At 47.9% G+C, this 13591-nt stretch carries 11 protein-coding genes and 1 pseudogene; 11 read left to right on the top strand and 1 reads right to left on the bottom strand.

Annotated features, from left to right (window positions below; all coding sequences use genetic code 11):
- The first annotated feature begins 9 nt into the window (after positions 1 to 9).
- From cdaA to TOCE_RS12960, 8 genes and pseudogenes are all read left to right on the top strand, one after another.
- The gene (gene cdaA / locus TOCE_RS09895; RefSeq protein ID WP_013276708.1) at positions 10 to 831 is read left to right on the top strand and encodes a diadenylate cyclase CdaA; all 822 of its coding nucleotides are present in this window, start codon (positions 10 to 12) and stop codon (positions 829 to 831) included.
- Positions 824 to 2029: a CdaR family protein gene (locus TOCE_RS09890; RefSeq protein WP_013276707.1), complete on the top strand. Its 1206-nt coding sequence runs from the start codon at positions 824 to 826 to the stop codon at positions 2027 to 2029. Before cdaA ends, TOCE_RS09890 begins: the two co-directional genes overlap by 8 nt.
- Positions 2030 to 2072: 43 nt before the next feature.
- On the top strand, positions 2073 to 3413 hold the full coding sequence (glmM, locus tag TOCE_RS09885; RefSeq protein WP_013276706.1) for a phosphoglucosamine mutase: 1341 nt from the start codon (positions 2073 to 2075) through the stop codon (positions 3411 to 3413).
- 348 nt (positions 3414 to 3761) lie between these two features.
- Positions 3762 to 5591 (top strand): glutamine--fructose-6-phosphate transaminase (isomerizing), encoded by a 1830-nt coding sequence (glmS, locus tag TOCE_RS09880; protein ID WP_013276705.1) that lies wholly within the window; start codon positions 3762 to 3764, stop codon positions 5589 to 5591.
- 474 nt (positions 5592 to 6065) lie between these two features.
- On the top strand, positions 6066 to 6413 hold the full coding sequence (locus tag TOCE_RS09870; protein ID WP_013276704.1) for a potassium transporter TrkG: 348 nt from the start codon (positions 6066 to 6068) through the stop codon (positions 6411 to 6413).
- Between the two features lie 19 nt (positions 6414 to 6432).
- A complete protein-coding gene (locus TOCE_RS12970; protein ID WP_148218483.1) occupies positions 6433 to 6606 on the top strand; it encodes a VanZ family protein in 174 nt (57 codons plus the stop codon).
- A 738-nt stretch (positions 6607 to 7344) separates the two neighbouring features.
- A pseudogene (locus TOCE_RS12965) lies at positions 7345 to 9961 on the top strand (phosphoenolpyruvate synthase).
- Between the two features lie 17 nt (positions 9962 to 9978).
- A complete protein-coding gene (locus tag TOCE_RS12960) occupies positions 9979 to 10140 on the top strand; it encodes a putative immunity protein (protein ID WP_425358482.1) in 162 nt (53 codons plus the stop codon).
- Here the strand turns inward: TOCE_RS12960 and TOCE_RS09855 are convergent.
- The gene (locus TOCE_RS09855; protein ID WP_013276703.1) at positions 10126 to 10479 is read right to left on the bottom strand and encodes a winged helix-turn-helix transcriptional regulator; all 354 of its coding nucleotides are present in this window, start codon (positions 10477 to 10479) and stop codon (positions 10126 to 10128) included. The two genes, TOCE_RS12960 and TOCE_RS09855, sit on opposite strands and share 15 nt — an antisense overlap.
- A 146-nt stretch (positions 10480 to 10625) precedes the next feature.
- On the opposite strand from TOCE_RS09855, the gene TOCE_RS09850 reads away from it, so the two are divergent.
- From TOCE_RS09850 to istB, 3 genes are all read left to right on the top strand, one after another.
- The gene (locus TOCE_RS09850; RefSeq protein WP_013276702.1) at positions 10626 to 11174 is read left to right on the top strand and encodes a GNAT family N-acetyltransferase; all 549 of its coding nucleotides are present in this window, start codon (positions 10626 to 10628) and stop codon (positions 11172 to 11174) included.
- Between the two features lie 150 nt (positions 11175 to 11324).
- The gene (gene istA / locus TOCE_RS09845) at positions 11325 to 12839 is read left to right on the top strand and encodes an IS21 family transposase (RefSeq protein ID WP_083768529.1); all 1515 of its coding nucleotides are present in this window, start codon (positions 11325 to 11327) and stop codon (positions 12837 to 12839) included.
- Positions 12833 to 13564, top strand: a complete 732-nt coding sequence (istB, locus tag TOCE_RS09840; RefSeq protein WP_013275115.1) for an IS21-like element helper ATPase IstB — start codon at positions 12833 to 12835, stop codon at positions 13562 to 13564. Before istA ends, istB begins: the two co-directional genes overlap by 7 nt.
- Positions 13565 to 13591: the final 27 nt, after the last annotated feature.

Below are 13591 nucleotides of genomic sequence, written 5' to 3'. Positions count from 1 at the left end.
GGTGGAAAGATGTCTTTACAGCTTTTTGAGCTTTTCAAGGGCTTCCGGTTGATGGACCTTCTCGATATAGCCATTGTGGCTTACGTTTCTTACAAGGCGATACAGCTCATCCGCGGCACGCGGGCGGTGCAGCTCTTAAGAGGCCTCATTGTATTCGTGGTATTTACAAAGGTGAGCGAATGGCTCGGCCTTTACACCATAAACTGGCTGTTGAAGAACGCCACGACCGTCGGTGTCATAGCGCTTCTCGTCGTATTCCAGCCGGAGTTGAGGCGAGCCCTGGAACAGCTGGGCAGGAGCAGGTTTTTCGCAAGCCCGCTCTTCGGCCTGGGGGAAGAGGATCTGCACCGGCTCATCGATAACCTGGCGGAGGCCGCCGAGGAGCTTTCAAAAAACAAAATAGGTGCACTCATAGTATTGGAAAGGCAGACCGGCCTCAACGAGTATATCGAGACCGGCGTCAATATAGGGGGTTATGTGACGGCAGAACTCCTGATCAATATATTCATACCCAATACCCCCCTTCACGACGGAGCAGTTATAATACGCAATGACAAGATAATGGCTGCGGGCTGCTACTTTCCCCTGACGGAAAACCCCAACCTCAGCAAGGAGCTGGGCACCAGGCACAGGGCGGCTTTGGGCGTTACGGAGCAGTCCGACGCCGTGGCCATAATAGTTTCGGAGGAAACCGGCGTAATATCCGTGGCTAAAGAAGGTAAGCTGAGCCGCTACCTGGACGTTAAGACCCTGAAGAACATGCTTAAAGAAGTTTACCAGCTGAACGAGAAAAAGCCAAACCTCTTGTATTGGAGGAGATTAAATGGGTAGGTTTTTCTCCAGCGACATGGTCTTGAAGGTTATATCCGTGCTGGTGGCCTTGGTCATGTGGATGTACGTGATGAACGAGCAGAATCCCCAAGTAACCTATGTGGTCAGGGACGTGCCCGTGCAGTTGAAAAACCTGGACGATTCAAAGCTGGCCCTGAAGGACCCTACCCAGCAGTATTTCGTAAACGTCAAGGTAAGGGCAAGGCGCAGCATAATAGCGGATCTAAAGCCCGAGAATATCGTGGCTGAGGCAAACCTCCGGGGGCGAATGGAGGGCGAAAACATGCTGCCGATCAGCGTGTACGTCCCTGCAAACGTGGAACTGCTGGATTTTTCCCCGAAGGAAATCATGGTGACCCTCGAAGCAGTAATCGAGGAGCAGTTGCCGGTATACGTGGATGTAAAGGGAGTGCCCGCCGAAGGTTTTGCCGCCAAGACACCTGGAGCGTCACCCCAGGCCGTGCTGGTGAGGGGACCTAGGACTCTGGTAAATTCTCTCAAAAAAGCCGTGGTGGAAGTTGACGTCACGGGGAAAAACGGCGTGGTTACCGCCACCCTGCCCGTTAGGGTCGTGGATGCCAAGGACAACGAACTAAGGGGCGTCACCTTCAGACCAGACACGGTGGAGGTCACCGTGCCCATAGTGCCCGTATCCACGGTAACTGTAAAGCCCGACGTTAGGGGTCAGCCACTGGAAGGCTTCGCAGTAAGAGATGTAAGGGTTGAGCCCTCGGTGGTCATAATAACCGGCAGCAGCGGCACCCTCAGGGACATCAGGGAAATTCCCACAAAACCCGTGAACATCAGCGGCCTTGACAAAAGCGTCGCTGTTGACACCGAATTGCAGATGCCCGGGGGTGTCATGCCCTTCGATGAAAACATGAACAAGGTGAGGGTGGTAGTTGACATAGAGAAGGTGACATCTGGCGTCCTGAGCTTTACGAGCAGCGATATAAACTTTCGAAACCTGGGCGAGGGGTTGAAAGCCGTACCTGAAGAGGGAGAATTCATGTTGACAGTCCGGGGACCTGAGAGTATTATAGAGAAAGTAGATAAAAACATAGTGAAGATATACGCCGACGCATCGGGACTCGGGGAGGGTGAGTATTACCTCAGGATTAAAGCTGAAGCACCCGAACCCTACCGGATAGTAAGGATAGAGCCCGAAAACGTAAGGGTAACGATACAAAGACTGTAGGACCGGACTATGACGAAGCCTATCAGTGGAGAGGAGATAGCGAATGACGGAAAGACTTTTCGGCACCGACGGAGTAAGGGGTATAGCCAATAAGGAGCTGACACCGTTACTTGCTTATCACCTAGGAAGAGCGGGGGCTTACGTGCTCTCTGAAACCCATGATAAACCCACGGTAGTGGTGGGCAGGGACACCCGCATATCCGGAGATATGCTGGAGTCGGCTCTCATTGCCGGTATATGTTCTGTGGGAGCCAACGTACTCAGGGTGGGGGTGATGCCCACTCCCGCCGTGGCTTTTTTAACCCGCCATTTCGGCGCCGACGCCGGAGTGGTCATTTCTGCGTCCCACAACCCCGTAGAATACAACGGCATAAAGTTTTTCAACGGCGAAGGCTTCAAGCTGCCCGACGCTATGGAGGATGAGATCGAGGCCCTGGTTAAGGGTCCCGACGGCCGCATACAAAGCCCCACGGGGCCGGCCGTGGGCAGGGTGGTGACCGAGGACGGCCTGCACCCCTACGCCGATTTTATAAAATCCGCGGCGGGGACGGATTTCAGGGGTCTGAAGGTAGCCATCGACTGTGCCAACGGCGCTGCGTACCGAGTGGCTCCGCTGGTGTTCCGCGAGCTTGGGGCTGAAGTTTTCGTGATAAACGACCGCCCCGACGGCTGCAACATCAACGTCAACTGTGGCTCGACCAGCCCCGAGGTTATCGCCGGGTTTGTGAGGGAAGTAGGGGCCGATGTGGGCCTATCCTTTGACGGAGACGCCGACCGGCTTATCGCCGTGGACGAAAAGGGCCAGGTGGTCGACGGAGACCACATCATGGCCGTATGTGCCGAATACATGAACCGCAAAGGGCTGCTCAAAAACGGCACTGTTGTCGCCACCGTAATGAGCAACATGGGCTTTGAGGTCGCCCTCAAAAAGGCCGGCATAAAGACGGTGAGGACCAAAGTGGGCGACCGCTACGTGCTGGAAGAAATGTTAAAGGGAGGCTACAACTTAGGCGGCGAGCAGTCAGGCCACATAATATTCCTCGACCACAATACCACCGGGGACGGTCTCCTTACCGCCGTAAAGCTGCTTTCGGTGATGGTGGAGGAAGCAAAGCCCCTCTCCGAGCTGAGGAACATAATGAAGGTCTATCCCCAGATTTTGGTGAACGTAGAGGTGAAGGATAAAGCAGGGTACGCCAAAAGCACGAGTATCAAGGAAGCAGTCGAAGAAACTGAAGCACTGTTGGGCGAAAACGGCCGCATTGTGGTGCGTCCTTCCGGCACCGAACCCCTTATCCGGGTCATGGTGGAAGGAGAGGACGAGAAGGTCATTAAAGATCTGGCCCACCGGCTGGCCGAAGTGATAAGAAAGGAACTTTCTTAAGGCTATCACCATTTAAAGGAGGTGATGGGGTCGAAAGGAGCCGCTCGACACGGTGAAAAACAGCAGGAGGGGGTGCGAGGCCGCGAAGGAATCACGTGGGTTTTAAGCAACGGAAAAGCGCCTGAGCTCTCGGAGAACTTCTTCGGGAGCTGACGAGGATGGGGTTTATCGAGTTTTCGGCGGATGCCCCACGGTGGACTGCCACCGTAAGAGGCCTACAAAACCGGTGAGCGATCGCCGGGACAAAGGGGTCCTCAGCAGAATTGAGTATGGTTTGAAAATACCGGCTCAAAAGCCGTTGTTGATCGAACCTTGAAAATACAAGAGGAGAAAGGTAGGAATAGACTTATGTGCGGAATTGTCGGCTATGTGGGAGACAGGGAAGCCGCTCCCATTCTGATAGATGGGCTGAAAAGGTTGGAGTACAGGGGGTACGATTCAGCGGGTATCGCCGTATATAACTCTCACAGCACGAAAGTGGTGAAGAGCGAAGGCAAGATAAAGGTCCTGGAAGACAAGATAGGAGGGGCTTACCCGGAAGGCCGCATGGGCATAGGGCACACCCGTTGGGCCACCCATGGCAGGCCGTCCGACATCAACGCCCATCCTCACGGTGACTGTTCCGGGGATTTCATCGTGGTGCACAACGGCATCATCGAGAACTTCCAAGAGCTCAAGGAATGGCTCGAATCCCAGGGTCATAAATTCCAATCAGAGACCGATACGGAAGTCGTGCCCCACCTAATAGAGCACTTTTACGATGGAGACCTGTTCCGGGCAGTGAGGATGGCGGTAAACAAACTGGAAGGCTCCTTCGCCCTCGGGGTGATTTCCCGCAAGGAGCCGGGGACCCTGGTGGCTGCGAGGAAGTCCAGCCCCCTCATCGTGGGCCTCGGCAACGGAGAAAATTTCGTGGCATCGGATATACCGGCCATACTCCAGTATACCCGTAGCGTTTACATCCTCGAGGACGGCGAGATGGCCAGGATTACCAAGGACAGCGTCGAGATTACGGACTTTGAAGGAAACCCGGTATCCAAGGAAGTATTCCAGGTCAAGTGGGATGCCGTCGCCGCTGAAAAAGGCGGTTACCCCCACTTCATGCTGAAGGAGATCCACGAACAGCCGAAAGCACTACAGGATACCATGACCGGCAGGCTTTACCCCGATAAGGGCGAGGTGCGCCTCGACGACATAAAGATGACGAAAGAGGGACTGGAAAGCCTTAAAAAGGTATTCATAGTGGCCTGCGGCACCGCCTACCACGCCGGCGTCGTAGGCAAGTACGTGATCGAAAAACTCGCCCGTATACCGGTAGAAGTCGACCTGGCATCGGAATTCCGCTACAGGGAACCCATGGTCGGCAAGGACACGCTGGTGATAGTAATCAGCCAGTCCGGGGAAACCGCCGACACACTGGCGGCCCTGCGCGAATCCAAAAAACTGGGCGCCAGAGTGCTGGCAATAACCAACGTTGTAGGCAGCTCCGTTTCCCGGGAGGCCGACGACGTGCTCTACACATGGGCCGGCCCCGAAATCGCCGTGGCTTCCACCAAGGCGTACAGCACCCAGCTCGTGGCCTTGAACCTGATAGCTCTCCACTTTGCGAAACTCCTCGGAACCATTTCCGACGAGGAGTTTAGGGAAATCGCGCTGGCCATGAAAAAGCTGCCCGACCAGGCGAAGGCCATCCTAGACGCAGAAGGCGAGATCAAGAAGATGGCAGAAAGGTATGCGGACAGGGAACACATCTTTTACATCGGACGGGGCCTTGACTACGCGGTAGCCATGGAAGGTGCCCTGAAGCTCAAGGAAATCTCCTACATCCACGCCGAGGCCTATGCCGCAGGCGAGCTGAAGCACGGCACCCTGGCCCTCATAACCGAAGGAGTGCCGGTGATATCCCTGGTGACCCAGGATCACCTCTATGAAAAGACCCTGAGCAATATAATAGAGGTCAAAGCCAGGGGCGCGGCAGTAATAGCCTTAGCCAACGAGGGCGACGAAGAGATCACAAAATCGGTGGACCACGTCATATACATCCCCAGGACACACCAAATGCTGACACCGGTGCTGTCAGTTGTGCCTTTGCAGCTTTTTGCCTACTACGCTGCGGTGGCAAGAGGCTGCGACGTGGATAAACCAAGGAACCTGGCAAAAAGCGTAACGGTGGAATAAGGTAGAATTAAGTTTTTACCGAATAACAAAGGGATAAGTGGTAAGACCTCGAAAAATTAGATTACGCCACTTATCCCTTTTTCCTTTAATCCTTGGCACTAGTGGAGTGTTCAAGGGACGGACGGCAAACCAGTAATGGAAAAGCGGTGATAAGGAAGGAATTTTAACCAAGACATGGAGAATTGTATTTGAGTTTATTCCAGAATAAAAATCTTGGCGAGGAGAATCATGGCTGAAGGTTGGTAAAGAAGTAATGCCGCTGATTTATGATACCGCATCTTCTTTCATAAAAGGATATAACTATTTCAAACTTAGAGACCTTGCCAAAACATTAAGCAGGATGCAGAAGCACTTTGAGGTGGCTTGGAATGCCAGCCCAAATATTATACTTTATTCTCATTATTTCCCTTGCAGGCTGCTTGGCGGGTTATGCTTTGAATAAACAAAATACTATACTTGATTGACCAGTAAATCATGTATAATGGTAGCGTGTGGGGTTCTACGGCCGGTGGCATTAAAAACATAAGGATTTTGCTGATATTTAAAATAATAAGAAATGCCGTTTTGAATATAGTCCACCCTCGTGCGGTATATAGCGTCAGGGACGGTGGCATGGGAGTTAAGAAGGAAACGAAAATGGAAGTTCTGATTTATTTTGTGATGTATATGATCATATTTTTCTCTGCTGTGGTGATCGTTGCTTTGGACGGGAAAGATATTGTAACCACCTTCACGTCCGTTGTTGCCAACTTGTGTAACGTCGGACCGGGGCTTGAGAGGGTGGGACCTGCCGGAATTTTTCGGATTTTCCTATTTGAGTAAAATCGTTTTATCGCTGTGCATGATAATAACCAGCGTTGCTTTTGTCAAAAGTTTAATCTTTGAATTGATACAGTTGATATCCGGCATAGGGAATTTTGATATAGATGACTTGATTTTAAATTCATTTGGTGCAATGGTAGGGTTTATCGTATATGTGAGGTGGATAAAATGCGTAAAAAATTATTCTTTGTAGCAATCTTAATCTTTTTAACGGTAATTGTTTTTCATCTTACCCCTACGGGGGCAATCCGATTTTATGTGGCTTACACGGTAGCCCTATTGCAGCCGCGAAGGTTAAAATCACACCAGGGGGGCACTACGAGCCTCACTGGGCGACTACAGCTTACGGGTGGCAATTCGTCGTTGAAGGTTTTAGTGATCGTCAAACGGGCCAAGAACTATATTTCTTTTGTTTAAACAAAAGCCCTCTCGGTTTATGGATAGTCACTTCGGTTGGCACGGGACCATGAGAACGGATTGTAAAATGTGGGGAATGAATGAAGGAAAAAAATACGGTTAAGAATCTGAGAGGAGTTTTTATAATTAAGATTGAAGGGATATTCAATGAAGAATAATCTTAAAGCATTAATAGCACAATTAATTATTGTAGGAGCCTCTACCATCCTTTTATTCCTCCATCATTATTCGAATTATTTACATTTTTCATTCCATCTTTACTTATAGGTATTGGGTTATCATATAAGAGGTTGAAAATGCAAAGAAAGTATCCAAACTAAAATAAGCTCCTCTTTGCCGTTGCAGTTTTTGGCTTAGGTTCCGGCCAGGCGATGGCTGCTGTTGTTGGACCAATAATTGAAGTTCCAGTAATGTTGCACTTGTAAATGCAGCTAATAGGGCTTACGCCACTTATTCTTTTTTTTTATCCATCAGTCACTTAAGACGAAAAAAGAACAGAGAAGGTGACCGATCAATGAAATCTTATGTATTATTTTTTGAACAAGTAGATCGTTTCAGTCTCCCTTATGTCGGGGGAAAGGGAGCAAATCTGGGTGAACTGAGTAAGGCAGGCTTTCCAATACCAGGTGGATTCTGTGTGACAACAGACGCGTATAAAGACTTTATTGCCACTAGCCCCGAAATGGATTCGCTGTTAGATGAACTAAACCAAATGGACCCGAATAATTTAAATCAATTGCGGAAGTTAGGAGAGCAGATCCGCACACATTTACTGCAATTAGAGATCCCTGCCCAGATAAAAAGGGAAATTGTTCAAGCATGGGAATCGGTGGGGAAAGAGCATGCTTTTGCCGTCCGTTCCAGTGCAACGGCTGAGGACTTGTCCACAGCTTCATTTGCAGGTCAGCAGGACACCTATCTGAACATTAAGGGGCAGGATGAACTGCTTCACCGTATTCGAAAATGTTGGGCGTCTTTATTTACCGATCGCGCGATTTCCTATCGGGCGAAAAATGGGTTCGATCATCGTCAGGTCTATCTATCTGTCGTAGTACAACGGATGGTGAATCCGCAAGTGTCAGGTATTCTCTTTACTGCCGATCCTGTGAATGGCAATCGAAAGGTGGTCTCAATCGATGCCAGTTTCGGATTGGGAGAAGCCATTGTATCCGGAATGGTTTCCCCGGATTTGTATAAAGTGAAAGACGGTAAAATCATTCAAAAGAACATATCGGAAAAGAAAATCGCGATTTACCCCTTGCCGGAAGGAGGTACGGTGAAAAAAGACCTGCCTCTAGTTGAGCAAACTAAACAAGCCCTGACAGACGACCAAATTTTACGTCTGGCTGAACTGGGAAAGAGAATCGAAAAGCATTTTGGCTTTCCGCAAGATATTGAGTTCTGTATTGAAAACGGAAAGATTTTTGTTGTGCAAAGCCGGCCGATTACGTCGCTATATCCTCTGCCTGACATTCCGCAAGAACCGCTCCGTGTCATGATCTCATTCGGCCATGCACAAATGATGACTGATGCAATGAAACCGTTGGGACTTTCAGTGTTACGAACCATTTTTCCTAAAAATGTTTTTTTAGAAGCAGGGGGACGTCTTTTTATTGATCCTACGGATCTGCTTCGCACCAAGCTGGGAAGAAAGAATTCTACCTAAAGCCTTAAATAATATCGATGAAGCGGTCAGCAGCGCCATTAGTGAAGTCATTCAGCGACCTGAGTTTCTCCGAGTTCCTCCTAAACCGGGGTTTGTTAAATCAGCATGTCGCTTTGCTCTCCTCATCATAAAAGAGGTGTGGAAAAATCTTTGGAAGCGTGACCCAAAATTAGCGAAAAACAAGGTTGAAAGTTATATCCAGAAAAAATTTACAGAGGTCCGTGAAGCTTTGCAGGGGTTAAGTGGATCAAGGCGCCTGGAAGAGGTTCAATCTCAATTAAGTACATTTGCTAAGGATTTGTTGACAAACCTTCTTCCATATATTGCCTGTTTCCTAATTTCATTCATTTTGTTAAAGAAAGCGCTAGGGGATGTTAAAGAACTATATCAATTAAATAAATCACTTCCAGGAAATGTCACCAGTGAAATGGGACTAAAGATTGGCGATTTGGCCGATCTGGTTCGGGAACTGCCCGAAGTTGAGGAGTATCTGAAACATGCAAATGACCAAACCTTTTATGAAGGGCTCTTAAGCGTACGTGGGGGAGAGAGGTTTAAACAAGCCTTTGAAAATTTCATCGCTAAATACGGACACAGATGCCCGGGTGAAATTGACCTGACAAGGCCACGCTGGCGTGAAGCGCCGACTCAACTGGTTCCTGCCATTCTTGGACACATTCGCAGTGTAAAACCGGGAGAACATAGGCAAAAATTTATTCAAGGAGAAAAAGAAGCCCAAGAAGTGGCCCAGCGTATTATGGATCGTGTGAGACGTAATCCTTTTAAGTCCAAATTGATTACACGTCTTATCGAGGTATACCGCTATATGGGTGCACTTCGGGAGCACCCCAAATATCTGGTTACATTGATTTTGGATGAATTCAAAAAAGTGATTATGGCTGAAGCGGAAGAAATGGTAAAAAAAGGAGTTCTACAGCATGCAGAGGATGTGTTTTTCTTGACTCTTGACGAATTAATTCAGCTCTCAAAAGGAGAGCTCAATCAAAATGTCTCAACACTTGTTGCTGACCGCAAAGAAAAATATGAATGGTATCAAACCTTGAAGCCACCTAAAGTGATGACAAGTGAAGGAGAGATTGTAACGGGTTCCACCAGAAAAGGAGTGTTTCCCAAAGGGGCGCTTGTCGGAACACCGGCTTCTGCTGGAGTGGTTGAAGGGAGGGCCCGGATCGTTTTGAAACCGGAAGAAGCCCATCTCAATGAAGGCGAAATTCTCGTTGCTCCTCATACCGATCCCGGATGGACTCCTTTGTTTCAATCAGCTAAAGCATTTGTTACAGAGGCCGGCGGCCTGATGACTCACGGTTCGGTGGTTGCCCGGGAATACGGAATTCCCGCCGTGGTGGGCGTGGATGATGCCACAAAGAAAATTAAAGACGGACAAAGGATTCGTGTGGATGGAAACCAGGGATTTGTAGAGATTTTGAGTGACGAAAATGAGTAAACGTTCTGTAGTTGAAAATGCAAAATCCCAAGTGTGCTCGTAAAGCCGCATTAGCATATCATGCTGCCGCAAGAAACGCTTTTGATGAGTCAGCAGTTGCTGCTGCTCGCGCTTGCGGACATGCAGCAGCAACCGCTCATGTAGCAACTCATCTATTCATGCGGCTATTTATGCTGTAAAGGCGGTTGGTTATGCAAAAAAAACGTTTTCATTTCCTTGCCCCAATGAGCTAGTGCTTTAAGAGCCGGAATAAGATTTTTTCCATTATCAGTCAAGAAATATTCAACGCGAGGCGGTATTTCCATATATTGCTTTCGGCTAATAATGCCGTACAGCTCTAATTCCCTCAACGATTGGGTTAGCATCATGTTGGTGATTCCATGAATACTCCTTCTTAATTCGTTATATCGCATAGTGCCATTTTTACTTAATGCCCAAATTATAGGTAATCTCCACTTTCCCCCGATGAGGTTTAAAGCAAATGTTAATGGGCAGTTGTCGAAGCTATTTTTATACATAAAGATCACTCCAATACTCAGTTTTATCTTACTTAGGCAGAAAATACTGCATACTTGTTATAATCGTTGTAATTGATATAATTATACCGAAAACTGATAGATTAATCAAAATATGTCTTCAATTCATTTTTAAAAGGGGGATCAACATGAGTATCCGTTATGAAGTTATTTCCGAAGATAATGTTTTTTGCATTAAGGATTTGTGCAATGAGTTAATGGCTTATCAAAAATCAATCGCACATATCCACCCTGAGTTTTTTGATAACATGCGTTTTGAAACTAGAATGATTCCATCCATCAAGAGTGCTAAAGCTAACTATATAATAGTAGCTAAAGATGGTGATGAAATTATCGGATACGCGTACAGCAATATTTCACCAAAGGAGATATATTCTAAGGGTTTTGCTACGTTAGACTGTGATTCCTTCTTTGACCTTGATTCTGTAAAGAGTCATGACGTAGGTTGTCTTTCGCAGATTTATATAAAAGAAGGTTATCGCAATAAGGGCATCGGCAGCGTTTTGTTTGAAAAGTCTATGGATTGGTTGAGATCATTTAAGTCGATAAGCGATATCTTTATCTTTGTATCAAATGGAAACGATAATGCGTTAAAATTCTATCTTAATAAAGGTTTCAAAATGAGTCACCAGATACTCGATGGGTTTATTATAGTATTAAGACTGTTTATTGCATAATTAAAATGGACAGAGTTGCAAAATAAAATCCCCACTTTTGCAACTCAAAAATCCCCAAATTTGCAAAGGTCATTGCAGGCACCCCTAAAAACCTTTACCCTTGTAGTTAGGGAAATCTTAACTGCAAGGGAGGATTGGAGGATGCTCACAATGACCCATATTGATAATATCAGAAAAGCGTTCTTTATGAAAGGGCAAAATATCAGCGAGATAGCCCGGGAGTTCCAAAAAGACCGAAAAACTATACGCAAGTATATTTATCAAGAAGACTGGAACACCAGGGTTAAAGTTGAAGAAGTTAAACATACCTTCCCAAAACTCGACCCTTTCAAGGCGGATATAGATCAGTGGCTTGAAGAAGATAAAAAAGCTCGCAAAAAGCAGAGGCATACCGCCAAAAGGATTTATGACAGGCTCTGTGAAAAATACCAAGATAAGTTTAACTGTTCTTACCGCACCGTAGCAGGCTACGTAGCCATGAGAAAAAAAGAATTGTACCAGGACAACTCATGTCGTCTGCCGCTGGAACATATCCCGGGTGAAGCGCAGGTGGATTTCGGTGAGGCAGACTTTTACGAAAACGGGACGCTGCATCACGGATTTTATCTGAACCTGTCGTTTCCCTACAGTAACGTAGGATATACCCAGCTTTTCAAGGGAGAAAACCAGGAATGCCTGTTTCAGGGACTTAAGGACATATTTGAACACTTGGGGGGAGTACCCCGTAAGCTATGGTTTGATAACGCCAGCACTATCGTGAAACTCTCGAAAAATGGAGAGCGCAAACTGACCGACGCCTTCCTGAGGTTCAAGCAGCACTATGGTTTTGAAGCGGTATTCTGTAACCCTGCTTCCGGCCATGAAAAGGGTAATGTGGAAAACAAGGTGGGATACCACCGACGTAACCTTCTAGTTCCGGTCCCCAGGTTTGAAAGACTAGAGGATTTTAACCGCGAACTTTTACGATTATGCGACCAGGACATGCACCGCGAACACTACCGGAAGGAAGCATCCATAGCCGAACTTTTTAATGAAGACCGTAAGGCTCTGCTTGAGCTGCCTACCGTTCCTTACGAGGTAGCCGGTTACATAACAGTCAAAACCAACGCCTACGCCAAATTCAGCTTGAACGGTGGAAAGCACCTATACTCTACCGCCCCCAAATACGCCAACAGCCGGGTGCTTGTAAAGATAACAGCCCATGAGGTCATACCGCTGGATGAGAGCCACCGGGAAATCGTGCGCCACCGGCGGCTTTACGGGGACAACAAGCAAGAAAGCATGGACTGGCTGCCATATCTTACCCAGCTTTCCCGCTGTCCGGGAGCCCTTAAGTATTCGGGAATATACAGCATGCTGCCGGACCCACTCCGGGAATACCTCGACGGCTTAAGCAAAAGTGAGCGCGGCAAAGCGCTCAAGGCTTTGGCTGTGCTTTGTACCAAAAGCAGTTTTGAACAGGCTGTGAACGCTGTAGCCGAGGCTCTCCTTTACGGAGTGCAGGATTTAGACAGCCTCGTAGCCATCCATAACAGGATAACGGGTATAACCCCGCAGTTGGAGCCGGTAAAGATTCCGGAAGGGGTTCCTGAACTCACTGCATTCCGCTTCAATGCAGAAGACTATGACAAAGCCTTTCTGAAAGGCGGTGCCAATTTATGCTGAAGGACGAAATCGCCGCCTGCTGTAAAGCATTAAAACTCAGCCGCAATCTAGTGGAAAACTGCGACAAGATCGAGGCTCAAAGCCATGAAGAATACCTGCTGAAGCTGCTAAGATTAGAACTGGAGCACAGAGACGCAAGCCGAAAGGACAGGCTTTTGAAAAATGCGGGCTTTTACACGATAAAGACCTTTGCCGGCTACATATTCGATGAAATCAAACTCCCGCAGGGGCTTACACCGCAGGACCTAAAAGATTGCAAATTTCTCGAAGAAAAGAAAAACCTGATCCTTTACGGCAACGTGGGAACCGGCAAAACCCATCTTGCCACCGCCATCGGTGTGGAGGCCTGTAAAAAAGGCTACAACGTAAAGTTTTTCCGCACTGCAGCGCTGGTAAACCGGCTGGTGGAAGCCCGGAAGGGAGGTGAACTTTCCGGGTTACTGAAACAGCTTTCCAAACCAGATCTTCTGATCTGCGACGAATGGGGCTATGTTCCTTTGGACCGCGAAGGAGCGCAGCTACTTTTTCAGGTGATTTCGGACTGCTATGAACGTCGCAGTGTAGTAATTACCACTAACCTGGAATTCAGCCGCTGGGCGAGCATTTTCTACGATGAGCAGATGACAGCAGCAATGATTGACCGGCTAATACACCACAGTTACCTATTGATCTTTGATGGTCAAAGCTACCGGATGAGGCAATCACTCATGAGGCAATTAAGTTAACATAAAAATTCCCCACCGGTGAACTGC

It is taken from the genome of Thermosediminibacter oceani DSM 16646 (assembly GCF_000144645.1).
GTDB lineage: Bacteria > Bacillota > Thermosediminibacteria > Thermosediminibacterales > Thermosediminibacteraceae > Thermosediminibacter > Thermosediminibacter oceani.
The sequence above is the reverse complement of the archived record's forward strand: the minus strand, read 5'-3'. Positions and strand labels throughout refer to the sequence as shown.